This is a genomic window from Bradyrhizobium sp. USDA 376, from assembly GCF_054063675.1.
In genome coordinates this window covers 7042531-7065458 of record NZ_JBSSGN010000001.1, presented here as the reverse complement: position 1 = coordinate 7065458, position 22928 = coordinate 7042531, and the positions used below count along the sequence as shown (strand labels likewise).

The window sequence follows — 22928 nt, the reverse complement described above, 5'->3', positions numbered from 1 at the left end:
GCCCCAGCGGGGGAGAATTGGCCAGGTTTTTGGGGAGTTGCCCGAAGCCCAGCCGGAAGTCTTTGAAAGTAAAGACCTAATGGGCAAACGAACAGTTCCGCCGGAAGAGCCGGCTGAAATTCATGAGGTGCCGCTGCGGGAAGCGCTGGAAGAGCGCTATCTCGCCTATGCGCTGTCCACCATCATGCACCGCGCCCTGCCGGACGCGCGCGACGGCCTGAAGCCGGTGCACCGGCGCATCCTCTACGGTATGCGCCTGCTCAGGCTCGACCCCGGCACGGGCTTCAAGAAGTCCGCCAAGATCGTCGGCGACGTGATGGGCTCGTTCCATCCGCATGGCGACCAGGCGATCTACGACGCCATGGTGCGCCTCGCGCAAGATTTCTCCTCGCGCTACCCGCTGGTCGACGGCCAGGGCAATTTCGGCAATATCGACGGCGATAACCCGGCCGCCTACCGCTACACCGAAGCGCGCATGACCGACGTCGCGCGGCTTCTCCTCGAAGGCATCGACGAGGACGGCGTCGAATTCCGCGCCAATTACGACGGCCAGTCGAAAGAACCGGTCGTGCTGCCCGGCGGCTTTCCGAACCTGCTCGCCAACGGCGCGCAGGGCATCGCGGTCGGCATGGCGACGTCGATCCCGCCGCACAACGCCGCCGAGCTTTGCGATGCGGCGCTGCATCTGATCGAGAAGCCCGACGCGAAGTCGAAGGCGCTCTTGAAGTGGGTCAAGGGTCCGGATTTCCCGACCGGCGGCATCTGCGTCGATTCCAAGCAGGCAATCGCTGAAGCCTATACGATCGGCCGCGGCTCGTTCCGCGTTCGAGCCCGGTGGCAGCAGGAAGAGGGCGCACGCGGCACCTGGGTCGTCGTCGTCACCGAGATTCCGTATCTGGTGCAGAAGTCGCGGATGGTCGAGAAGATCGCCGAGCTGCTGGACCAGAAAAAGCTGCCATTGGTGGGCGAGGTCCGTGACGAATCCGCCGAGGATGTTCGCCTCGTCATCGAGCCGAAGTCGAAGAACGTCGATCCGGCGCTGATGATGGAATCGCTGTTCCGGCTGACCGAGCTCGAGAACAAGATTCCGCTGAACCTCAACGTGCTGATCAAGGGCCGCATCCCCAAGGTCGTGGGGCTCGCGGAGTGCTTGCGTGAATGGCTGGACCATCTGCGCGACGTACTGATCCGCCGCAGCAACTTCCGCAAGGCGCAGATCGAGCACCGGCTGGAAGTCCTCGGCGGTCATCTGGTCGCCTATCTGAACCTCGACAAGGTGATCAAGATCATCCGCACCGAGGACGAGCCGAAGCCAGCCCTGATCAAGGCGTTCAAGCTCACCGAGATCCAGGCGGAGGCCATCCTCAATATGCGTTTGCGCAATCTGCGCAGACTCGAGGAAATGGAGATCCGCAACGAGGACAGGGATCTCCGTAAGGAGCTGAAGGGCATCGAGGGCGTGCTCGCCTCGGAAGCCGAGCAGTGGAAGAAGGTCGGCGAGCAGGTCGGCAAGGTCCGCGACATGTTCGGGCCGAAGACGCCGCTCGGCAAGCGCCGCACCACTTTTGCGGATGCGCCCGAGCACGATCTCGCGGCGATGGAGGAGGCCCTCGTCGAGCGCGAGCCGGTCACGGTCGTCGTGTCCGACAAGGGCTGGATCCGTACCATGAAGGGCCATGTCGAGGATCTCTCGGGCCTTGCCTTCAAGCAGGACGACAAGCTCGGCTTCGCCTTCTTCGCGGAGACGACCTCGAAGCTCTTGCTGTTCGCCACGAACGGCAAGTTCTACTCGCTCGACGTCGCGAAGCTGCCGGGCGGCCGCGGTCACGGCGAGCCGATCCGCCTGTTCATCGACCTCGAGCAGGAGGCGGCGCCCGTCGCGCTGTTCGTCAACAAGGGCGGGCGCAAATTCCTGGTCGCGAGCCATGAGGGCCAGGGTTTTGTCGTCAACGAGGACGATTGCGTCGGCACCACCAAGAAGGGCAAGCAGGTTCTCAACGTCGACATGCCGAACGAGGCGCGCTCGGTCACCGAGGTGACCGGCGACACCGTCGCGGTCATCGGCGAGAACCGCAAGATGCTGGTCTTCCCGCTCGACCAGGTGCCGGAAATGGCCCGCGGCCGCGGCGTACGCCTGCAGAAGTACAAGGATGGCGGCCTCTCGGATGTCGCCGTGTTCGACGCCAAGGCGGGCCTGACCTGGAAGGACTCCGCGGGGCGCGAGTTCTCGGCGACCATGAAGGAGCTCGCGGAGTGGCAGGGCACCCGCGCCGACGCCGGCCGCTTGCCGCCGAAGGGCTTCCCGAAGTCGAACAAGTTCGGCCGGGGGATCGGGTAGGGGCCGTCTCGTGTCCCGGACGCGCTGCAACGCGTGAGCGTTGCTGCGCAGAGCCGGGACCCACGCCACAACAACGGTGTCATGCCCCGGCTTGACCGGGGCATCCAGTACGCCGTGGCCCATCGGTTCAATCACAGCCGTCTCTGGAATACTGGATCGCCCGCCCCAGTGCGCAAGTGCGCACAAGGCGGGCGATGACAGCGAGTGTGGCGCAAACGCGTGGCAGACAGCCACGAGAGCATACGTGCGGGCACGAACATTGCTTTTTCCTGGCGACTGCAAACGGCTGGTCAAAAGGCAAAAACACCCCAATGTTCAAACTGAAGGCTTTCATTCCGGCGCTGTTCGGCCTCGCGCTGGTGGCGGCGCCGGCGCATGCGGCGGGCAATCTCGTCGCGGTGCTCGAGGCGGAAATCGTCACGCTCGATCCGCATTTCTCCACGGCCTATATTTCGCGCACCTTCGGCTACATGGTGTTCGACACGCTGTTCGCGAAGGACTCCAAGGGCGAGATCAAGCCGCAGATGGTGCAGGACTGGAAGGTCTCGGCCGACGGGTTGACCTATACGTTCACGCTGCGCGACGGCTTGAAATGGCATGACGGCCAGCCGGTCACGGCGGCCGATTGCGTGGCCTCGCTGCGCCGCTGGGGCACCCGCAGCGCGCTCGGCCGCCGCATTTTTGCGATCACGGCCTCGCTCGAGCCGACCGACGCCAAAACCTTCGTGCTGACGCTGAAAGAGCCGTCCGGGCTCGTCATCGACGCGCTCGGCAATCCCGTCAGCCCCGTCGCCTTCATGATGCCCGAGCGCATCGCGAAGACGCCCGGCGACCAGCGCATCACCGAGATCATCGGCTCCGGTCCGTTCGTCTACAGCAAGGCCGATCACCGCACCGGTGACCGCATGATCCTGAAGAAGTTCGCCGACTATGTGCCGCGCCCCGAGCCCGCCGACTTCCTCGCCGGCGGAAAGCGCGTCAACGTCGACACGCTCGAGATCCGCGTCATTCCCGATGGCGCGACCGCCGCGTCCGCGCTGCAGGCCGGCGAAGTCGATTTCATGCAATACGCGCCGTTCGATCTGCTGCCGCAGCTGGAGAAGAACTCGCGCGTCAAGCTGGTCAACTTCACCGGCGGCAACATGTTCGCGGGCGCCTATCGCCTCAACGCCGCATCGAAACCGTTCGACGATCCCGAAATCCGCCGCGTGCTGTGGAAGCTGGTCGACCAGCGCGAGGTGCTGGATGCGCTCGGCTTAGACGCCAAATACGCCACGCCGTGCTCGACCTACTTCACCTGCGGCACCACATATGAAAGCAAGGCCGGCACGGAAGCTGCGGCAAAGCCGTCGATCGAAGCGGCGAAGGCTGCGCTGAAGGCGACCAAATATGCCGGCGAGCCCGTGGTCGTCATGGAGGCCAACGATCTCGAAGCCCCGCGCGTCTCGGCGCAGGTGCTGGCCGAGCGGCTGAAGGCTGCCGGCTTCAACGTCGATCTGCAGGTGATGGACTGGGCGAGCGTGCTGGCGCGCCGTGCCAAGAAGGAAGGCTGGAGCGTCTATGGCGTTCACGCCGGCGGTTTCGATCTCGGCTCGCCGCTGACCAACGTCATGGTCGCCTTCAACTGCGCCGACTTCACCGGCTGGCAATGCGATGCGCGCATCACGCCGCTGATGGAGGCCTTCGCCAAGGCGCCGGCCGAGGAGGACCGCAAGAAGATCGCGGGCGAGATTCAGTCCGTCATGTACGATCAGGCGCCCGCCATTCCGTGGGGCCAGTTCGCCCAGCCCGCCGCCTATCGCGCCACTCTGCGCGGTCTGATACCGTCAGCCATCCCGGTGTTCTGGAACGTTGAGAAGTAACGCGATGTACGATGTCATTGTTGTCGGCGGCGGTTCTGCCGGCGCCGCTGTGGCCGCAAGGCTCTCCGAAGATCCCGCACGCCGCGTGTTGCTGTTAGAGGCCGGTCTCGACTGGCGCGCCGATGAAGCGCCCTGGGAAGTGCGGACGCCCAATCCGATCCCGATCATCCACAAGCGCGAATACCAGGAGAAATGGCAGTGGCCTGATCTGCTGACACGCCGCGTCGCCGGGCAGGAGCCGCGCTTCTACTGGCGCGGCAAGGGGCTCGGTGGCTCATCGATGATGAATGGCCAGATCGCCATCCGCGGCGTTGCCGACGCGTTCGACGAATGGGCGGCCAATGGCTGCACCGGCTGGTCGGCGAAAGAGGTGATGCCGCTATTCTCCGTGATCGAGGACGATCTGGAGTTCGGCGACGCCGAGGGCCATGGACGCGGGGGACCGCTGCCGGTCTATCGCGCGCCGCCCGAGACATGGGGGCCGATCGATCGCGGCTTGCGCGATGCCGCGCTCGCGAGCGGCTATCCCTGGTGCGCCGACCTCAACGGCCCGGACGGCGAGGGTGTGGCCTGCTATCCCATCAACAGCCGCAACTTGCGCCGCATCACCACCAATGAGGGTTATCTCGAGCCCGCGCGCGGTCGCGCCAATCTGGAGATCCGCGGCCACGCGCTGGTCGATCGCGTGCTGATCAGCGACGGAAGGGCGACCGGCCTCCGCGTCCACATCGAGGGGCAGGGCACTCACGAGATCAGCGCGCGTCAGATCGTGCTGTGCGCCGGCGCGATCCACAGTCCGGCGATCCTGCTGCGCTCGGGCATTGGACCTGCCGAGGAGCTGAAGGCGATGGGGATCGCGGTCGAGCGCGATCTGCCGGTTGGCCGCCACTTCTTCGACCATCCGCTGTTTCGTGCCACCATCCAGCTCCACGAAAATCTGCGGCCGGCCGATCCGGACACCCGCCACACCAATTGCTGCGTGACCTATTCCTCGGGCCTCGCCAATGGCGGCAAGCGCGACATGATCCTGATCGCCTTCAACCATCGCGGCGTTGGCGTGCCCGGAGCGATCGGAGCCGGGCTGTTCAACGCCTATTCGCGTGGCACGCTCAAGCTGGCCTCGACCGATCCTGCGATCGATCCCATCGTCGAGGAGAACATGCTGGCCGATCCCCGCGACATGCTGCGGATGATGGATGCGGTGAAACGCCTTGCCGTGATCACCTCGCAGCCGGCGCTTTCCGGCATCGCCGACTGGATCAGGCTGACCGACACCGACCTGACGCTGCCGCAGGCAGCAAGCCTGCCCGATCACGAGCTCGACGCGCTGCTGCGGCGGGAGACCGGCGACATCCAGCATGCCGCCGGAAGCTGCCGCATGAGCGGCGTTGGCGACGGCGATGGCGTGGTCGACCCCGACGGCTCCGTGAAGGGCATCAGCGGCCTGCGCGTCGCCGACGCCTCGATCATGCCGTCCGATTGCCGCGCCAACACGCACTTCACGACGGTGGTGATCGGGGAAGCCATTGCGCGGATGATGATGCGGTAGCGCGACAACGACGGTGTCATGCCCCGGCTTGCCGCCTTCGCTAAAGCTTCGGCGGCCGAGCACCCTAGTGGCCCCGGCGTAGCCTTGGCGGAGCCGGGATCGGGGCATCCAGTACGCCGCGGCCTCTCGTGGTCAAAGCTCGGTTACACATTTCAAACAGCGGGCGAGCGTCCGCCCTCTCGCGGCGCATGTCGCCCGAGTTTTACCTCTCGCATCGCCCTCGCAAAGACAAGGGCGCAGGGAAGGCCGGGCGCCGGCTGGCACCCGCAAGTCCGTGCGCTACAAAAATGTACACGGGGTGGACCACAGGTCTCGCCGGATCGCCCGGCCTTCCCTGCGCGAATGGTTTTAACGGTGTCCTTCGTGCTCTCCCCGGGGAGCGATGCACTATTGCCCCCGTCGCCCTGCGGATGGCTGATGCGCGCGTCCGGTCGGACCGCAACATCACTGCAAGACTTGACGCACAGACCCCGGGCGTCAGGACCACACGACTTCTCCGTCCGCGCACGTCTTCGCTGGGACTCCGAGGGCTGGCGTGTGCTCGCTCCCGAAGCCATGCGAAGACGCTGTCGGCGTCGTGTCGTTGGCGCGAAGGCGATTGCTCACGGCGAAAGCCGCCCTGCAATGCCTGTTACGCCCGACGCCGTCACGTCCATCGCTGCCCGGCCTGCGGTTCGTGACGATCGCGATCCGCCCCTTGTCTCAGGCCAGGGTGTTTCGTGTGTACGATAAATCCGAATTTCGGTAAAGTGGAATATTTTTGAGGGGCGGGCTTGACAGGCGGCGTGGCCGGCGTGCCGCGGCTGTTTTGCCCGACGGATAACGGTCGACGGGGCCACGCCCCAGAAGGATCCTCAGATTTCGCAACCGGTCAGATTCAGCGCCTTGAGCAAACCACCAAACGCCTTGAGCCGACAGGGCTCGGTATTGCTGGCGGCCTTTGGACGCTGGAAATTGGAGGTTTGCTTGATGACGATTGCTCTTGGCTTCGGCTTGGGACGTTCAGCGGTCGCGATCTTCTTCGAATTGTGCCGATGACGGGCAATCGGCTTCGGCTCGGACGAACCAATATGGATGTCTTCCGGGGGAGCAGCACGGTCTTCAACCACGGCAGCCTGTGTCGGCGTCTCGCTGCTCGCAGCAACAATTTCAAGGCGATCAGCCTTCGCCAGCGCGCCATGTGAAGCGGAAATGTCTGTATTTTGCTTGACCATCGCGGCTGCGCGCCGCGATGGAGCACTCAACTCCATGGCCGACAGCATTCCTACACTCAGCAGGATCAGGAGGCCCAACAACGCCGTTCTCAGCATAATGCGCCTCTAACCAACGTTAGTGCTGCTGAAAATTCTCCGCTCCAATAAGGCAACTTGTCGGCGGGCCGCGGGCCCACGACGGATCATTTACCGACAGGGTTAACGTCGGTGATGCTCCCCACACATGCCGAGAATGCTGCCGCTCACGTCCTTCCGGCGGCGAAAATGGAGGCGACTACACGCTCTAAATCACCCCCACCAGCCGCAGCGCCACCCCGGCCGCGCAGCTGCCCGCCAGAACCGTCAGCATCCCCAGCCTGAACCGGAAGATCGCGGTCGCCGCCGCGATCGCCAGCACGAGCGCGGGGATGTCGACGCTGGTCAGCACCGGTCGGTCGAACGCGAACGGGAAGGCGTGCACCGGCGCGGTCTCGCGGAACAGCGTGTGCAGGGCGAACCAGATCGAGAGGTTAAGGATCACGCCGACGACCGCGGCGGTGATCGCGCTGAGCGCGCCGGCAAGGCCTGTGTTGCCGCGCAGGCGCTCGATGTAGGGGGCGCCGACGAAGATCCAGAGGAAGCAGGGCGTGAAGGTCACCCAGGTCGCGAGCAGGCCGCCCAAGGTCGCCGCAAGCATCGGTGATAGTCCACTCGGGTCGCGGTAGGCCGCCATAAAACCCACGAACTGGAGCACCATGATCAGCGGGCCCGGCGTGGTCTCGGCCATGCCGAGGCCGTCGAGCATCTCGTGCGGCTTCAGCCAGTGATAATGCTCGACGGCCTGCTGGGCGACATAGGCCAGCACGGCGTATGCGCCGCCGAAGGTCACCAGCGCCATCTTGGAGAAGAACAGCGCGATCTGGCTGAACACGTTGGCCTGGCCGAACGCGGCGAGCAGGGCGATCACCGGCACCAGCCAGAGCGCCAGCCACAGCGTGCCCACGCGGATCGCGCGGCCGGTGTCGGGTTTGACGTGATCGGGCACGGCCTCGCCGAGCATGCTGTCGATCACGGCGCTGCTGTCGCCATGACCGTGACCGGCGGGAGCAAATTCCGGACGGCCTTGTCTGGCGCCGATATAGCCGATCACGCCGGCGGCAATGATGATGACCGGGAAGGGGACGGCGAAGAAGAAGATTGCGACGAAGGCGATTGCGGCGAGCGCGATCATGATGCGGTTCTTCAGCGCGCGCTTGCCGACGCGCACCACGGCCTCGACGACGATGGCGAGCACGGCGGCCTTGAGGCCGAAGAACAACGCCTCGACGAAGCTGACATTGCCGAAAGCCGCGTAGATGTAGCTGAGTCCCATGATGGCGATGATGCCGGGCAGGATGAACAGCCCGCCCGCCATCAGGCCGCCGGCGGTACGGTGCATCAGCCAGCCGACATAGGTCGCCAGCTGCTGGGCCTCCGGGCCCGGCAGCAGCATGCAATAGTTCAGCGCATGCAGGAAGCGGCCCTCGGAGATCCACTTCTTCTCCTCGACCAGGATGCGATGCATCACCGCGATCTGGCCCGCGGGCCCGCCAAAGCTCAGGCAGGCGACGCGAAGCCAGACGCGGAAGGCTTCATTGAAGCTGATGCCGTGACCGGCATCAGCTCCCGTTTGACTGGCGCGGGTGTCCATTACGCCTTCACCTTGTTGGTCGGCCAGTTGTGGGTCTCGGTGGTGGCATCGCGGCACCAGCGGTAGAAGGCATCGTAGAGCGTCATGCCGGCCTCGAGCTGCTCGAGATCGTCATCGTACATTCGCGACAGCCCGAGCGAGGCCGCGAGCAGACCCGGCGCCTCAGGCGCGAGATCCGGCCGCGCGGTGTCGGCGCCGCGCACCAGCGTCGCGAGGTGGAGCAGGGGCGGCGTGGCAATGCCGAACTCCTCGATCATGACGTCGAAGGTGCAGAGCTCGCCGCGGTGGCTCCAGAACACATTCTCGATGTCGAAGGGTGCCGCGCTAAACCGCTCGCCCACGCCTGTGACCTCGGACGGTGCCACGTACAGGAACACCGCATTGGGATCGACGAAGCGGCGGATCAGCCAGGGGCAGGCGATGCGGTCGACCTTCGGCCGCGCCCGCGTCACCCAGACGGTGCGCCCCTTCGCATCGCGCGGCGGCAGCTTGCGGGTGTCGAGCAGCGGCAGGTTTGCCGCTTTCCAGCCCTCGTAGCCTCCGTCGAGCGTCTCGGCTTGCACGCCGAGCTGGCGGAGCCAGGCCGCGGTGCCCTGGGCAAGCTTTTCACCGCGCAGGCAGGAGACGATAACCCGGCGGCCGGCAAATGCGCCGCCCCAGTCCTGGACCTTGTCGTGGCTGAGTTTGACCGAGCCCGGGATCAGCCGCCGGTCGGCGGCAAAATCCTCCTCCGTCCGCACGTCGATCAGGGCAGGGGCATTGGCCGTGCCGATCAGGCGCGCCAGTTTGTCTGATGATATGGTCGTGAAAGTAGACATGATGCGTCCTCGCAAAAACCGAACGGGACGCGATACTTGGGCATGTCGCCTCGTGGGGAGATCGCTCAAATCCCCATGGGGTAATTACAGCGAAACCGGGGCGGCCTGTCAACGCCGGTTTCGTCGGTATTTGACGTTAGAAAGATATGCTGCCGGCGCATATATTGGGCTGCGGATTCTGTTTTCCGGAGAGACGAGCATGCATTCCCATTCCATCGAGCAGTGGACCCATGACCACGCCTTCCTGGGCGAGAAGCACGACGAGAACGAGCGACGCACCTGGCTCGTGGTTGTGCTGACGCTGGTCATGATGGTCGGCGAGATCGTGGCGGGCTCGCTGTTCGGCTCGATGGCGCTGCTCGCCGACGGCTGGCACATGGGAACGCATGCGGCGGCGCTCGGCATTGCCGCCTTCGCCTACCGCTTCGCGCGCCGGCACCTCGGCAATGCGCATTTCACTTTCGGCACCGGCAAGTTCGGCGATCTCGCCGCCTTCTCCAGCGCGATCATCCTGGGACTGATCGCGGTCGAGATCGCCTATGAGAGCGTGCTGCGGCTGATCACGCCGGTGCCGATCGTCTATGGCGAGGCCATCGCGGTGGCCGCGCTGGGGCTGTGCGTGAACCTCGCCAGCGCGTGGCTCTTGCGCGACAGCCATGACCATCACCATCATGGGCATGATCATGGCCACAGCCATGCGCATCATGATCACGATGATCATGACCACGGCCATGATCACCACCACCATCATCACGACAACAACCTTCGCGCGGCCTACGTCCACGTCATGGCGGACGCAGCGACCTCGGTGCTGGCGATCGGCGCCCTCGTGGTCGCGATGTATTCGGGCTGGGTCTGGGCTGACCCGGCGGTGGGCCTGATCGGCAGCGTCGTGATCGCAAGCTGGGCGTTCGGCCTGATCAAGAGGTCGGGTGCGGTGCTGCTCGACGTGCGCGCCGACGAGAAGCTGGAGCGGGTGATCCGGGCCCGCATGGAGGTCGGCGAGGATCGCGTCACCGATCTGCATCTGTGGCAGGTCGGCCCCGGCCATTGCGCCGTGCTGGTGTCGGTGGTGTCGGACAAGCCGAAGCAGCCAGCCGTGTACAAGAAGCGGCTCGCCGGTCTGAAGGGGCTCAGCCACGTCACGGTCGAGGTCGAGACCTGCCCGCATTGACGTGTTCGGCGTGAGCGGAATTCTGCGGCGCGGCCGGGGTTGATCCTCGGTCGTAGCTTCCCAAGCGCTTGCCAAGGAGGGAACCAGGGATGACGTCCAGGATCAAGCTCGCTCTCGTGGCCGCCGCGCTCGCTTTGTCCGGCCATGCAGCGATGGCGCAGTCGGAGAAGACCGGCGTCGAAAGGCTCTACGTCCTCAATTGCGGCGAGGGCACCGCCGGCGACATCTCGCGCTGGACGCCCGGCCTCAACGAGGGCAAGACGATGGACTTCGTCGACAGCTGCTATCTCGTCAAGCACGCCAAGGGCTGGTTCCTGTGGGACACCGGCATCGCCGATGCCGTCGCGGCCATGCCCAACGGTCTGGCACCGGCCGATCCCAAGGCCGTGACCTGGCGGCGGCCGAAGACGCTTGCCGCCCAGCTCGAGCAGCTCGGCGTCAAGCCCGACGACATCAAGGCCATGGCGGTCTCGCATACGCATCCGGACCACACCGGAAATGTCGAGCTGTTCCCGCAGGCTATGCTCTACGTGCAGAAAGTCGAATATGACTGGCCCGGCGCCAACAACGAGCCGCGCTTCAAGCCCTCGCATCCGGTCGAGCAGCTCGTAGGCGACAAGGACGTGTTCGGCGACGGCAGCGTGACCATCCTGTCGACGCCCGGCCACACGCCGGGACACCAGTCGCTGCTGGTGAAGCTGCCCAAGACCGGCGCGGTGGTGCTGTCCGGCGATGCCGTGCACTTCAAAGACAATTGGGACAACCGTCGCGTGCCCAGCATGAACGTCAACAAGGACCAGAGCGCGGCCTCGATGCAGAAGATCGCCGACACTCTCGCCAAGGAGAAGGCGCAGCTCTGGATCAACCACGACAAGGCCCAGCGCGACAGCCAGAAGATGGCGCCCGAATTTTACGACTGACCTCGCGCCGCTGTTGCCATGACGATGGCAGCAGCAGCGTGTTAGGCCCCCGGGAAAGCTCCGCGACAGGAGACGAAGCGTGGGGGAGTGGCTCGGGGTTGCGATCGCGCTGGCGTCGAGCAGTCTCGGTGGCACCGCGGCGGCGATCACGCGCTATCTCGTCGGTGGCGCCGATCCGGTCCTGCTGGCGATCCTGCGCTGGGGGATCGGATTCCTCTGCCTGCTGCCATGCGCACTGCTGCTCAGTGTGCGCTGGCCACAGCGATCCGACTGGCCGGCCGTGGCGTTGCTCGGCATCTGCTTCTTCGGCCTGTTCTTCATCCTCTACAATATCGCTGTGTCCTACACGACCGCGGCGCGCGCCAGCCTCGCGCTGGCGACGCTGCCGCTGCACACCATGGTGGTCGGCGCGATCCTCGGCGTGGAGCGGCTGACCGCGCGCAAGATCATCGGCGTCGGCGTTGCCGTGCTCGGCGTCGCGGCGGCGCTCGCCGCGGGGCTTGCGCAGAGCCCGCCGGGCGCGTGGCGGGGCGAGCTGATCATGACCGCGGCCGTGTTCTGCATGGCGTTCTACAACGTGCTGTCGCGCCCCCTGATGCAGCGCTCGAGCGCGCTCGGCTTTCTCACGGTCGGCATGGGCGCGGGCGCCGTGGTGCTGGTGCTGGCGGGTTTCGCGAAAGGCAGCTTTGCGGCGCTCGATCATTTCACCGCGGCGCAGTGGATCGCCGGCATCTATCTCGGCGCCGGCGGCGGCGCGCTCGCCTTCATCCTCTGGGTCATGGCGCTGGCGCGGGCGACGCCGACCCGGGTCGCCAACACCATGACGGTCAATCCGATTGCTGCGACCTTGCTGGCCGCGCTGCTGATCGGCGAGCCGATCACGGCAAATCTCTTGATCGGGCTGGTCGCCGTCTTCGCCGGCATCTGGATTGCGACCAGCGAAGCGAAGCCGGCCTAGCTCTTCGGCGCCGTGGCCGCGGGCGGGCTCGCCTCCGGCGTCTTCTTCGGCTTCAGCGTGCCGGCATAGAACGACAGCAGCCACACCAGGAGGAGGGCGAGGAGATAGACGCCCCAGGCCTGCGGCGGCGTGGTCGCCCAGCGCAAAAGGCCTTTGAATGTGCGGGGCGGGCTGTTGTCGTCGGTCATGGCCCGCTTGTGCGCGAAAGCGGCAGTGCGGTCAATCCGGCCGCCGCCCGGCGCGGATCAGGAACAGCGCCGCCAATGCCGAGAGGCTGAGCGCGGAGGAGACGATCAGCACCTTGGCGCCCATGACGTCGATCAAGAGGCCGAAGACCAGCGGCGCCACCGCCTGCGCCATCCGCGCCGGCGCGCCGATGATGCCGAGGCGATAGCCGAAATCCTTGGGGCCGAAGATCGACAGCGGCAGCGTCCCGCGGGCGATCGTCAAAATGCCATTGCCCGAGCCGTGGAACAGCGCAAAGGCGCTGGCGGCGGCACCGCCAAAGATGGCGAGGACGGCAGCGCCGATCGGATGGGTGAGGCAGGCGAGCCGCGTCGACCACAAGGGATGAAAGCGGCTGAGAACGCTGGCTTCGAGGATGCGCGCCACCACTTGCGCCGGGCCGATCAGCGCGCCGGCCGCGATCGCCTCGACATGCGTCGCACCGGTGGCCTCGACGATGCGCGGGAAATGCACCGCCATCGCGCCGGTGACGGTCCAGACCGCGGCGAAGACGAAGGCGAGCAGGATCATGGTGCGGTCGAGCGGCACATGCGGTTTCTCCGCCGTCGCCGCCGCCTGCTTGGCGCCCTTGATCGCGGGCAGCATGAGGAAGTTGAGCGGCAGGCCGATCAGGATGTTGGCGGCCGCCCAGGCAAAGCAGGTCTCGCGCCAGCCGATATGGGCAAGGCCCCAGGCGGTGAGCGGCCAGCCGACGGTGGAGGCAAAGCCAGCCATCAGCGTGATGCCGGTGATGGGCCGGCGCGCCTCGGTGCCGTAGATGCGGCCGAGCGCGGCGAAGGCGGCATCATAGAGACCCATCGCCATGCCGATGCCGAGCACGAGCCAGGCGATCGCCATCACCGCCACGGACTGCGAGAGGCCGAGCAGGACGAGGCCGGCGGCGATGGTCAGGTTGGAGGCCGACAGCACCTGCCGTCCGCCGACGAGATCGATCTGCCGTCCGATGCGCGGGCCGAGCATCGCGGAGATCACCAGCGAGGCCGAGAAGGCGCCGAAGACCCAGTTGGAGGAGACGCCGAGGTCGCGCGCCATGGGGTCGGCGATCAGGGCCGGCAGATAATAGCTGGAAGCCCAGGCCAGCGTCTGCGTGGTGCCGAGCGCCAGGATGATCGGAAGCTGGCGCTGGCTCATATTCCGGTATTTCTGATCGGCGGGGTCATCGGCTGCATTTGCGGCCTGCGGCGAGAGCGCGTCAACAGCGCCTGCGGCATATTCGACCTGCTGCTGGCGGGAGCCTCCTTGCACGTGCTCCGCACACGGCCTTTCGTTCGTCACGAATGCACGCCATAATGGCGTATGCAACTGACCTCGCGCCTCGCGCTGATGAACTGGCTGACCGGCCAGGGGCTCACGGGCCTGCCCGAAAACGAACTGCTCCGCGGGTTCTGCGAACGCTGCCGCGCCGAAGGGCTGGAACTCTCGCGCGGACTCGTCGTCATCGACACGCTGCATCCGATCTATGAGGGCCGCGGCTTCCGCTGGAGCGACCGTCCCAGCAACGAGAGCGACGCCTTCGAATACGGCTCGACCGCTGAAGGCGACGCGGCCAAGAGCTGGCGCCGTTCGGTATTCTTCCACATGCTCGAGCACGGCCACGACGAGATGGTGATCGATCTCGCCGATGCGCCGTCGCTGGATTTCTCGCAGATCGGCGATCTCGCCGAGAAGGGCCACAAGCACTATCTCGCCTTCGTGCACCGCTTCGGCGAGAACGGCGCGCTCGGCCTGATGGATTGCCTGTATTCCTGCTGGACCACACGCCGCCCCGAAGGCTTTGGCGAAGACGGGCTCGAGGCGCTGCGCGATCTGGTGCCGGTCTTGGGACTTGCGATCAAGTCGGCGCAGCAGGTCGATATCGCGCGCACGCTCGGCCGGGTCTATCTCGGCCGCGACGCCTCCGAGCAGGTGCTGCGCGGACGCATCTCGCGCGGCGTCACCGAGCGCATCAACGCCGTGCTGTGGTATTCGGATTTGCGCGGCTCGACCGGTATCAGCGAGAGCATCGGCCCCGACGAGATCATCCCGTTCCTCAACGACTATGCGCAGGCGGTGATCGATGCGATCCACGACGCCGGCGGCGACGTCCTGAAGCTGATCGGCGACGGTGTGCTCGCGATGTTCACCGGCGAGGACATGGCAGCCGCGCGCCGTGCCGCGCTGCGCGCCGAGCACCTGTTCCGCCAGAACGTCGCGGCGCTGAACGCGCGCCGGGCGGCCGACGGCCGTCCCACCACGTCGGCCTATATCGGCCTGCATGTCGGCGAGGTCTTCTACGGCAATATCGGCAGCGAGGACCGGCTCGATTTCACGGTGGTGGGCCCGACCGTCAACGAGGTCAGCCGCATCGCCTCGATGAGCCGCTCGGTCGATCGCGAGCTGTTGGCATCGGCGGAGTTCTACAAGGGCCTGGATGCCGCCGGCCGCCGCTATCTCGTCTCCACCGGCCGCTACGCACTGCGCGGCATCGGCCGCGCGCAGGATCTCTACACGCTCGATCCCGATGTCGACGCCAGTGAGCCGGTGACGGGGAGCTATGAGCGGTACCTGGCGGGTTAGGCTCGACTGTCTCTCCAACGTCGTCCTGGCGAAAGCCAGGACCCATAACCACCGGCCTCAGTTTTGCGAAGACTGGGGGGTAGCAGCTTCGTCCAGCAATTTCCTGTTGGGGTAATGGGTCCTGGCTTTCGCCAGGACGACGGCGGGGAAATTGCCTAACACCTCACCGCCACCTCATCCCCCACCATGTCCGGCTGCCGGTCGAGTGCTGCTGCCGGTGACAGCAGGATCACCAGCGCCTGCGCGCCGAACACCGCCGCCGCCAAATAGAGGCACGCTTCGGCGCTCCAGACGCCGCCGACGATCGCGCCCAGCGCCGAGCCGAGCGGGCGGGCGCCGTAGCTCATGATGTTGATGGCGGAGACGCGGCCGAGCAGACGCGGCGGCGTCACCGACTGGCGCAGCGTCGTGGTCGAGATCACCCACAGGATCGGCCCGACGCCGAGCAGGAAGAAGCTCAAACCCGCAAGCCAGGGCGAGGGGACCAGGACCGTGAGCGCCATCACCACCGCGGCGATGAAGCCCGTGACCGGACCGAGGCCGACAACCGTGCCGAAGGCGATGCGCTTCATCACGCGCGTCGCGAACAGCGCGCCGATTACCATGCCGACGCCGTACATGGTCAGCACCGTGCCGACGCCGGCCGCGGTCAGACCGAGATGGCGCACCGCATAGGGCACGAACACCGCGATCTGCAGAAACCAGCCGGTGTTGAAGATGAACTGGGTGATGAACACCGGCCGCAGCAGCGGATGGTGGAACACGAAGGCCGCGCCTTCCCGGATCTCCTGGAGCGGGTGACGGCGCGGAGAAGGCGCCCGCGCGGGCTCGTAGATGCCGGAGAGCAGCACCACGGCGATGGCCGAGAGCGCGGCGGCAAAGCCGAAGGCGAGACTCGCCCCCCACCAGCCGACTAGTGCGCCGCCGAGTGCAGGCCCACTCGCAAAGGCAATGGTGCGTGCAAGCTCGATCCGTGCATTCGCGGCGGGCAGGAGATCCGCGCTGACCAGCGAGGGCACCAGCGCCGGCGCAGCGACGCTGTAGACGACGGTGCCGCACACGGCAGCGAAGCCGAGCAGCGCCAGCAGCGGCAGATTGAGCGCGCTTAGCGCGAGCAGCAGCACGATGGCCGCGAGCGCCGCCGCCCGCAGCGCCTCGGCGCCCGCCATCAGCGCGCGGCGCGAGATGCGGTCGGCGAGCAGGCCGGCCGGAATGGCGAACAGCACGAAGGGCAGGGTCAGCGCAGTCTGCAGCACGCCGGTCTGACCCTCGGCGACCCCGAGCATCAGCACGGCGACGATCGGGGCGGCGGCCAGTGCGATCTGCTCGGCGGACTGCGCTGCGAGATTGGACCAGGCGAGGCGGCTGAAGGTGTCAGGGAGGCGCGGCGAATTTGACATGGCTCATTTCCTGCAAAGTCGGATTGGCGCCAGTATCCGCTTCCGGGCTCGGCCAAACCCACCCGCTTTCCGACAGGGCGGGGCAAAACGCGGCCGCACCGGGAACTGATGCGGCTAGATGCAGTTGCAAATGAGTTGCAATAAGCCTCGACTTCGGTATTCTGACCGCATGGATGCCCGATCGCCCGACCTGACCCCCGATGCCGCCGGCTGGCGCACTGATGCGCCAGCCACCAAAAGCCTCGCCGAGGTGAACGCCACGGTCGCCATTCCGGTCGCGGCCCAGTGGTGGCGGCGGCTGCTCGCCTTTGTCGGTCCGGGCTACCTCGTCTCGGTCGGCTACATGGACCCCGGCAATTGGGCGACCGACCTCGCCGGCGGTTCGAAGTTCGGCTACACGCTGCTCTCTGTCATCCTGCTCTCGAACCTGATGGCGATCCTGCTGCAGTCGCTGGCGGCGCGGCTCGGCATCGTCACCGACCGCGACCTCGCGCAGGCCTGCCGCGCCACCTATTCGCCGGCGGTAAATTTCCTGCTCTGGCTCGCCTGCGAGGCCGCGATCATCGCCTGCGATCTCGCCGAGGTGATCGGCACCGCGATCGCGCTGAAACTCCTGTTCGGCATCCCCCTGATCGGCGGCGCATTGCTCGCAGCGCTCGATGCGTTCCTGCTTCTCATCCTGATGAACCGCGGCTTTCGATTCCTCGAGGCCTTCGTCATCGCGTTGCTGGCGGTGATCGCGGCCTGCTTCGTGGTGCAGATCGCGGCGGCGGCACCTCCGGTCGCGGAGGTCCTGCGCGGCTTCGTGCCGAAGAGCGAGATCTTCACCAATCCGGAGATGCTCTACATCGCGATCGGCATCATCGGTGCCACCGTGATGCCGCATAATCTCTACCTGCACTCCTCGATCGTGCAGACGCGCGCCTATCAGCGCAACGACGAAGGCCGCCGCGAGGCGATCAAATGGGCGACGACGGACTCCACCATCGCCCTGATGCTGGCGCTGTTCATCAACGCCGCGATCCTCGTCGTGGCAGCCGCGACCTTCCACAAAAGCGGCCATTCCGACGTCGCCGAGATCGGCCAGGCCTTCGAGCTGCTGTCGCCGTTGCTCGGCCTCGGCATTGCCTCGACGCTGTTTGCCATCGCGCTGCTTGCCTCGGGCCTCAACTCCACGGTGACGGCAACGCTCGCCGGCCAGATCGTGATGGAGGGCTTTCTCAATCTGCGCCTGCCAAGCTGGGCGCGCCGCCTCGTGACGCGCGGCATCGCCATCATTCCCGTGATCATCGTCACGGCGATCTATGGCGAGCGCGGCACCGCCGATCTGCTGGTGTTCAGCCAGGTCGTGCTGTCGATGCAGCTGCCCTTCGCCGTCATCCCGCTGGTCCGCTTCGTCTCCGACCGCCGCAAGATGGGGAAGTTCGCGATACCGGTCTCCGTCGCTGCGATCGCGTGGATCGTCGCGGGCGTGATCGTGATTTTGAATCTGAAGCTGCTGGCGGATACGTTTTTCGGGTGATGTTGCCACCACACAGCTGTCATCGCCCGGTTCAACCGGGCGATCCAGTATTCCAGAGACGGTTGTGATTGAGCCGAGAAGCCGCGGCGTACTGGATGCCCCGCCTGCCGCCTACGCTAAAGCTTCGGCGCCCCTGGACCTCAGCCCCGGCGAAGCCTTGGCGTAGCCGGGTCGCGGGGCATGACAGAAAGCTAGTCCTGCGGCTCGGACGCCGTATCGCCCTGCGCATCGATGCGCAGCCAGCCTGAGGGCGCGAGGCGCTGCTGCGGCAGGAAGCGGGCCTTGTAGTCCATCTTCTTGGAGCCTTCGATCCAGTAGCCGAGATAGACGTAAGGCAGGCCCTGACGTCGCGCGCGGGCGATGTGGTCGAGGATCATGAAGGTGCCCATCGAGCGGCTGACCTGGCTCGGCTCGAAGAAAGAATAGACCATCGACAGCCCGTCGCTGAGCACGTCCGTGAGGGCGACTGCGATCAGCTCCTCGCCGCGGCCGGTGATGCCGCTGTCGGGGCCGCGCTTGCGGTACTCGATGATACGGGTCTCGACATGGCTGTCCTCGACCATCATGGCGTAGTCGAGCACGGTCATGTCGGCCATGCCGCCATGGCGGTGGCGGGCGTCGAGATAGGCGCGGAACACCGAATATTGCTCGGAGGTCGGCACCGCGCTGCGCTGCTCGCCGATGATGTCGGCGTTGCGCGCCATCACCTTGCGGAAGTTGCGGGAGGGGCGGAACTCGTTGGCGATGACCCGGACCGAGACGCAGGCGCGGCACTGGTCGCAGGCCGGCCGGTAGGCGATCGACTGGCTGCGGCGGAAGCCGCCATGGGTCAGGAGGTCGTTGAGGTCGCCGGCGCGGTCACCCACGAGGTGCGTAAACACCTTGCGCTCATGCCGGCCCGGCAGATACGGGCAGGGCGAGGGCGCCGTGAGGTAAAACTGGGGGGTGTCGCGCGAGTGCTGGGTCAAGGGACGTCGTGGGCCTCCGAAATGAATATCAGCATCGCGCTACGGAAGCTCTCGGTCAATTGGTCTGCTCGGCAGGTCAGATGCGTCAGCTTAGTCGGTCCTGGTTGATAGGTCCTTGATCGTCGGGTTCTCAGTAGGTCCTTGCGCCTTGCGGCACGGGTGCGCGGACGGAATTGTTGATCACGACCGTTCCCAGCACGAAATCGTGCAGCAGGCGCCGGCGGCCGTTGAACGGGCCGACCAGCACCACGAAGGGCGACAGGAACGACACCGTTACCCAGAACAGCACGGCATGGGTGGCGCCGAGCACGAAATAGCCGGGCGCGCCGTACCAAGTGCGCAGCTCCAGATCCATGACCCGCATGCCGATCGTTGCCGAGGAGGGACCGCCGATGCAGGCGCCGTAGTAGACGATGGCCCAGATCACCGAGGCCGGCCAGGCCAGCCAGAACAACGCCCAGCCGATGCCGAGCGTAACCACGCCGAACAGCGCGATGAAGATGTAGCCGAGGATGACGGGAACGGAGATCACGACCATGTCGATCAGGAACGCGAACACGCGCCGCGTCGCGACGCCGCGGAACAGTTCCGGATGCAGATAGGGATCGTAGGCGTGCGGCTGGACCGCGCCGTCGTTGCGCCAGGCGCCTGAATTACCCGAGTCGTACGACATGGTCCGTTCTCCAGCGAAGCCCCCGTCGCAGGACATGGGAACAGGCCATCCCCGTGCCAAGGGCGCGCAGGCGTCAGCAAGCCGAAATATTCCGGCGATTCGGGGGCGGTTCTTCTACCGTCGTCATTCCGGGGCGGTCCGCAGGACCGAACCCGGAATCTCGAGATCCCGGGTTCGATGCTGGCGCATCGCCCCGGAATGACGAGGGCTGGTGGGCACGCTACGCTTTGCCCACCCTACGGCACCTTATCCTTGGCTGCGCAGCTTCTCCGCCGCCTTCGGCGCAAAATAGCTCAGCACGCCGTCGGCGCCGGCGCGCTTGAAGGCGAGCAGGCTTTCCATCATGGCGCGCTCGCCGTCGAGCCAGCCATTGTTGGCCGCCGCGGCGATCATCGCGTATTCGCCGGAGACCTGGTAGGCGAAGGTCGGCATCGCAAACGTGTCCTTCACGCGGCGGACGACGTCGAGATAGGGCATGCCGGGCTTCACCATCACCATGTCGGCGCCCTCGGCGATGTCGAGCTCGACCTCGCGCAGCGCTTCATCGGTGTTGGCACTGTCCATCTGGTAGGTGCGCTTGTCGCCGGTGAGCGTCTTTGCCGAGCCGATGGCGTCGCGGAACGGACCGTAGAAGGCGGAGGCGTATTTGGCCGCATAGGCCATGATCTGCACATCGAGCAGGCCGGCGCGATCCAGTCCCTCGCGGATCGCGGCGACGCGGCCGTCCATCATGTCGGAGGGAGCGATGATGTCGCAGCCGGCTTCGGCCTGCACCAGGGCCTGGCGCACCAGCACGGCAACCGTCTCGTCGTTCAAAATCTTGCCGTCGGAGATCAGGCCGTCATGGCCGTGGCTGGTGAAGGGATCGAGCGCGACGTCGCAGAGGATGCCGATCTCCGGAAACTCCTTCTTGATCGCGCGCACGGCCTGGCAGACCAGGTTGTTCGGATTAGTCGCTTCCGAGCCTTCCTCGTCCCGCAAGGAGGGGTCGGTGTAGGGAAACAGCGCGAGGCACGGGATGGTGAGCTTCATCGCGCGCTCGGCCTCGCGCACGGCCTGGTCGACGCTGAGGCGGTCGACGCCCGGCATGGAGGCGACCTGCTCGCGCTTGTTGTTGCCGTCGATCAGGAACAGCGGCCAGATCAGGTCGTCGGTGGTGAGGACATTCTCGCGCACCATCCGCCGGGCCCATTCGGCCTTGCGGTTGCGGCGCGGGCGGACGGTCAGATCGAGGGCAGGGGAGGCTGCTCCGCCATCCCGGCGCGAAACCTCGCGCAATTCGATCGGACGTCCGTATTTGATCGCCATTACTCTTCCTCCGGCTGGAATTATTCTTATACCAGCTCGCATGGTTCCCGTCACCGCGGCTTGACCTGCCGCAAGGGATGGCAGCCGATTGATTTTGCGGTCCGAAGCAGCCAGAAGGGGCCATGTCCGAGATCTCCACCCGCGAAGCGGCCCGTGACAGCGCCAGTGCCAGGGACGCTGCCCGAGACAATGCCAGAGAGAGCGCGCTCTCGGTGGCGGCGATCTCGTCGGAGCGGCCTGAGTCCGACGACAATGTCTGGACGCGGCGGCTCGTGCTGTTCCTGCGGGTGATGGCGCTGCTCTCGATCCTCAAGGGCCTCTATCACTGGGCGCAGGTGACCGGCTTCGTCGGCGGCGAGGACGAGGCGTTCGAGAACCAGGCGATGGCCTGGCAGGCCGCGACCGTCTACTTCGCCGTGATCGAACTCGTCGCCGCCGTCGGCCTCTGGCTCGCCACGCCCTGGGGCGCGGTGGTGTGGCTGACGACCGTGGTGTCGATGGCGGTGATCGAGCTGATGTTCCCGGGAATCTATGGCGGCAGCCTGGTCGTGGTCGGCGTCGAGGTGTTCATGCTCGCCGCCTATCTCGCGCTCGCCTGGATGGCCGCGCGCGAACGGCCGCCGTAGGCGACGTCGCTCGCAAATACTCTCGTGCCCCGGACGCGACGCAGCACGCCGCTACTTGCGGCGTGATGCGTTGCAGAGCCGGGGGCCCATCGATCCGCAATCTCGCTTTGAAACATCTGGGTCCCGGCTCTGCGCTCCGCTTCGCTGTGCTTGTCCGGGACACGAGAATGTTGCAATTGGTTGACCGCTGGTTGCCTAAAATTTGCGGTAAGTTTTCGTTGACCAGCCGGTTCCGCCACAGCCGTTACGCGCCCGTTTCGAAACGGGGCGGGGCTGTTCTGGAATGCGACAGTCGCTGCGGACGGAGGGTGAACAGGACCTTGCGAAGGTCAACAGACGGTTGCGAAAAGTCCTTGCGGGACAGGCTTAATCCGCAATTCACTGTCTTAAATTCATGATCTCTTTATTCTCTTATTTAAGCCGATCTTCAAACGAGCCCCTTAAGTTGCACCTATCGGACGGGACACAAGTTTCGTCGAATAAGTGTCGATAAAAACGACAACAGGGGAAGTGTCATGATGAAAGCCGTCGCAACTGCGGCAGATACCGCAGAGCGCGTCTCCGGCCAGCAGGGTTCGGTGCAGTCGCTCTATCTGGAAGCTTTGACTCTGGTGGAGCGGCTGCATCGCCGGCTCCTCGACGTCATCAAGGACGAGTTCGATCGCCGCGGTCGCGCCGACATCAACTCGGTGCAGGCGCTGCTGCTCTACAACATCGGCGACAAGGAGCTGACTGCGGGCGAGCTGCGCACGCGCGGCTACTATCTCGGCTCCAACGTCTCCTACAATCTGAAGAAGCTCGTCGAGCTCGGCTTCCTCGATCATCAGCGCTCGCGCGTTGATCGCCGCTCGGTGCGCATCCGCCTGACCCCGCAGGGCCAGGAAGTTCGCCGCATCGTCGACGCGCTCTACCAGAAGCACGTCAAGACGGTCGAGCAGGTCGGCGGCATCTCGGGCGAGGAATTCTCGACCCTCAACAAGTCGCTGCACCGTCTCGAGCGGTTCTGGACCGACCAGATCCTGTACCGCCTCTGAGTTCCAAGGGATCAAGGCCAAGCCGGCCCGATAACAAGACCGGCAAGCCTCCCGAACGTGCCTGACTTCCCCAAGCGCATCGGCCCGGCTTTG

General features: G+C 65.7%; 19 protein-coding genes. 10 read left to right on the top strand and 9 right to left on the bottom strand.

Annotation, left to right across the window (positions count from 1 at the left end; translation table 11 throughout):
- Window positions 1-79 precede the first annotated feature (79 nt).
- The 3 genes from parC to ACVJ19_RS32985 all read left to right on the top strand — a co-directional run bounded on the left by parC (window position 80) and on the right by ACVJ19_RS32985 (window position 5749).
- Window positions 80-2338: a DNA topoisomerase IV subunit A gene (gene parC, locus ACVJ19_RS32995; protein WP_453953276.1), complete on the top strand. Its 2259-nt coding sequence runs from the start codon at window positions 80-82 to the stop codon at window positions 2336-2338.
- A gap of 311 nt (window positions 2339-2649) precedes the next feature.
- On the top strand, window positions 2650-4200 hold the full coding sequence (locus ACVJ19_RS32990) for an ABC transporter substrate-binding protein (protein ID WP_453953275.1): 1551 nt from the start codon (window positions 2650-2652) through the stop codon (window positions 4198-4200).
- A gap of 4 nt (window positions 4201-4204) precedes the next feature.
- The gene (locus tag ACVJ19_RS32985; protein WP_453953274.1) at window positions 4205-5749 is read left to right on the top strand and encodes a GMC family oxidoreductase; all 1545 of its coding nucleotides are present in this window, start codon (window positions 4205-4207) and stop codon (window positions 5747-5749) included.
- Window positions 5750-6603: 854 nt separating this feature from the next.
- Here ACVJ19_RS32985 and ACVJ19_RS32980 read toward each other — a convergent pair.
- The 3 genes from ACVJ19_RS32980 to ACVJ19_RS32970 form a co-directional block, all read right to left on the bottom strand.
- Window positions 6604-7011, bottom strand: coding sequence for a hypothetical protein (locus ACVJ19_RS32980; RefSeq protein ID WP_453953273.1), 408 nt, complete (start codon window positions 7009-7011; stop codon window positions 6604-6606).
- A gap of 235 nt (window positions 7012-7246) precedes the next feature.
- Window positions 7247-8632: a chromate efflux transporter gene (gene chrA / locus ACVJ19_RS32975; protein WP_453953272.1), complete on the bottom strand. Its 1386-nt coding sequence runs from the start codon at window positions 8630-8632 to the stop codon at window positions 7247-7249.
- Complete coding sequence (locus ACVJ19_RS32970) at window positions 8632-9450, bottom strand: chromate resistance protein ChrB domain-containing protein (RefSeq protein WP_453953271.1); 819 nt, start codon at window positions 9448-9450, stop codon at window positions 8632-8634. The genes chrA and ACVJ19_RS32970 overlap by 1 nt, the downstream gene beginning before the upstream one ends.
- Before the next feature lie 199 nt (window positions 9451-9649).
- Between ACVJ19_RS32970 and dmeF the strand changes: the two genes are divergently transcribed.
- The 3 genes from dmeF to ACVJ19_RS32955 all read left to right on the top strand — a co-directional run bounded on the left by dmeF (window position 9650) and on the right by ACVJ19_RS32955 (window position 12502).
- Window positions 9650-10624 (top strand): CDF family Co(II)/Ni(II) efflux transporter DmeF, encoded by a 975-nt coding sequence (gene dmeF / locus ACVJ19_RS32965; protein ID WP_453953270.1) that lies wholly within the window; start codon window positions 9650-9652, stop codon window positions 10622-10624.
- Window positions 10625-10713: 89 nt separating this feature from the next.
- Complete coding sequence (locus ACVJ19_RS32960) at window positions 10714-11544, top strand: N-acyl homoserine lactonase family protein (RefSeq protein ID WP_453953269.1); 831 nt, start codon at window positions 10714-10716, stop codon at window positions 11542-11544.
- Between the two features lie 79 nt (window positions 11545-11623).
- A complete protein-coding gene (locus ACVJ19_RS32955) occupies window positions 11624-12502 on the top strand; it encodes a DMT family transporter (RefSeq protein ID WP_453953268.1) in 879 nt (292 codons plus the stop codon).
- Here the strand turns inward: ACVJ19_RS32955 and ACVJ19_RS32950 are convergent.
- Complete coding sequence (locus ACVJ19_RS32950; protein ID WP_453953267.1) at window positions 12499-12690, bottom strand: hypothetical protein; 192 nt, start codon at window positions 12688-12690, stop codon at window positions 12499-12501. The two genes, ACVJ19_RS32955 and ACVJ19_RS32950, sit on opposite strands and share 4 nt — an antisense overlap.
- 31 nt (window positions 12691-12721) lie before the next feature.
- A complete protein-coding gene (locus tag ACVJ19_RS32945) occupies window positions 12722-13879 on the bottom strand; it encodes an MFS transporter (RefSeq protein ID WP_453955260.1) in 1158 nt (385 codons plus the stop codon).
- 165 nt (window positions 13880-14044) lie between these two features.
- On the opposite strand from ACVJ19_RS32945, the gene ACVJ19_RS32940 reads away from it, so the two are divergent.
- Window positions 14045-15304, top strand: coding sequence for an adenylate/guanylate cyclase domain-containing protein (locus ACVJ19_RS32940; RefSeq protein ID WP_453953266.1), 1260 nt, complete (start codon window positions 14045-14047; stop codon window positions 15302-15304).
- Window positions 15305-15459: 155 nt separating this feature from the next.
- Here ACVJ19_RS32940 and ACVJ19_RS32935 read toward each other — a convergent pair whose 3' ends face one another.
- Entirely contained in the window at window positions 15460-16704 is a 1245-nt protein-coding gene (locus ACVJ19_RS32935) for an MFS transporter (RefSeq protein WP_453953265.1), read from the bottom strand.
- A 169-nt stretch (window positions 16705-16873) separates the two neighbouring features.
- Between ACVJ19_RS32935 and ACVJ19_RS32930 the strand changes: the two genes are divergently transcribed.
- On the top strand, window positions 16874-18226 hold the full coding sequence (locus ACVJ19_RS32930) for an Nramp family divalent metal transporter (RefSeq protein WP_453953264.1): 1353 nt from the start codon (window positions 16874-16876) through the stop codon (window positions 18224-18226).
- 191 nt (window positions 18227-18417) lie between these two features.
- Here the strand turns inward: ACVJ19_RS32930 and ACVJ19_RS32925 are convergent, their stop codons facing one another.
- The 3 genes from ACVJ19_RS32925 to hemB all read right to left on the bottom strand — a co-directional run bounded on the left by ACVJ19_RS32925 (window position 18418) and on the right by hemB (window position 21175).
- The gene (locus tag ACVJ19_RS32925) at window positions 18418-19194 is read right to left on the bottom strand and encodes an arginyltransferase (RefSeq protein WP_018644615.1); all 777 of its coding nucleotides are present in this window, start codon (window positions 19192-19194) and stop codon (window positions 18418-18420) included.
- A 130-nt stretch (window positions 19195-19324) separates the two neighbouring features.
- Window positions 19325-19867 (bottom strand): RDD family protein, encoded by a 543-nt coding sequence (locus tag ACVJ19_RS32920; RefSeq protein ID WP_453953263.1) that lies wholly within the window; start codon window positions 19865-19867, stop codon window positions 19325-19327.
- Window positions 19868-20113: 246 nt separating this feature from the next.
- A complete protein-coding gene (hemB, locus tag ACVJ19_RS32915) occupies window positions 20114-21175 on the bottom strand; it encodes a porphobilinogen synthase (RefSeq protein WP_453953262.1) in 1062 nt (353 codons plus the stop codon).
- Between the two features lie 122 nt (window positions 21176-21297).
- On the opposite strand from hemB, the gene ACVJ19_RS32910 reads away from it, so the two are divergent.
- Both ACVJ19_RS32910 and ldtR read left to right on the top strand, forming a co-directional pair.
- On the top strand, window positions 21298-21801 hold the full coding sequence (locus ACVJ19_RS32910) for a DUF6163 family protein (protein WP_453953260.1): 504 nt from the start codon (window positions 21298-21300) through the stop codon (window positions 21799-21801).
- Between the two features lie 515 nt (window positions 21802-22316).
- Window positions 22317-22835, top strand: a complete 519-nt coding sequence (ldtR, locus tag ACVJ19_RS32905; protein WP_018320040.1) for a transcriptional regulator LdtR — start codon at window positions 22317-22319, stop codon at window positions 22833-22835.
- Window positions 22836-22928: the final 93 nt, after the last annotated feature.

Coding starts and splice junctions, on each gene's coding strand:
- ACVJ19_RS32935 (WP_453953265.1), bottom strand. CDS start 16,704: ATGTCAAATTCGCCGCGCCTCCCTGACACCTTCAGCCGCCTCGCCTGG.
- ACVJ19_RS32990 (WP_453953275.1), top strand. CDS start 2,650: ATGTTCAAACTGAAGGCTTTCATTCCGGCGCTGTTCGGCCTCGCGCTG.
- hemB (WP_453953262.1), bottom strand. CDS start 21,175: ATGGCGATCAAATACGGACGTCCGATCGAATTGCGCGAGGTTTCGCGC.
- parC (WP_453953276.1), top strand. CDS start 80: ATGGGCAAACGAACAGTTCCGCCGGAAGAGCCGGCTGAAATTCATGAG.
- ACVJ19_RS32945 (WP_453955260.1), bottom strand. CDS start 13,879: ATGAGCCAGCGCCAGCTTCCGATCATCCTGGCGCTCGGCACCACGCAG.
- ACVJ19_RS32940 (WP_453953266.1), top strand. CDS start 14,045: ATGCAACTGACCTCGCGCCTCGCGCTGATGAACTGGCTGACCGGCCAG.
- dmeF (WP_453953270.1), top strand. CDS start 9,650: ATGCATTCCCATTCCATCGAGCAGTGGACCCATGACCACGCCTTCCTG.
- ldtR (WP_018320040.1), top strand. CDS start 22,317: ATGATGAAAGCCGTCGCAACTGCGGCAGATACCGCAGAGCGCGTCTCC.
- ACVJ19_RS32980 (WP_453953273.1), bottom strand. CDS start 7,011: ATGCTGTCGGCCATGGAGTTGAGTGCTCCATCGCGGCGCGCAGCCGCG.
- chrA (WP_453953272.1), bottom strand. CDS start 8,632: ATGGACACCCGCGCCAGTCAAACGGGAGCTGATGCCGGTCACGGCATC.
- ACVJ19_RS32920 (WP_453953263.1), bottom strand. CDS start 19,867: ATGTCGTACGACTCGGGTAATTCAGGCGCCTGGCGCAACGACGGCGCG.
- ACVJ19_RS32970 (WP_453953271.1), bottom strand. CDS start 9,450: ATGTCTACTTTCACGACCATATCATCAGACAAACTGGCGCGCCTGATC.
- ACVJ19_RS32930 (WP_453953264.1), top strand. CDS start 16,874: ATGGATGCCCGATCGCCCGACCTGACCCCCGATGCCGCCGGCTGGCGC.
- ACVJ19_RS32950 (WP_453953267.1), bottom strand. CDS start 12,690: ATGACCGACGACAACAGCCCGCCCCGCACATTCAAAGGCCTTTTGCGC.
- ACVJ19_RS32985 (WP_453953274.1), top strand. CDS start 4,205: ATGTACGATGTCATTGTTGTCGGCGGCGGTTCTGCCGGCGCCGCTGTG.
- ACVJ19_RS32960 (WP_453953269.1), top strand. CDS start 10,714: ATGACGTCCAGGATCAAGCTCGCTCTCGTGGCCGCCGCGCTCGCTTTG.
- ACVJ19_RS32910 (WP_453953260.1), top strand. CDS start 21,298: ATGTCCGAGATCTCCACCCGCGAAGCGGCCCGTGACAGCGCCAGTGCC.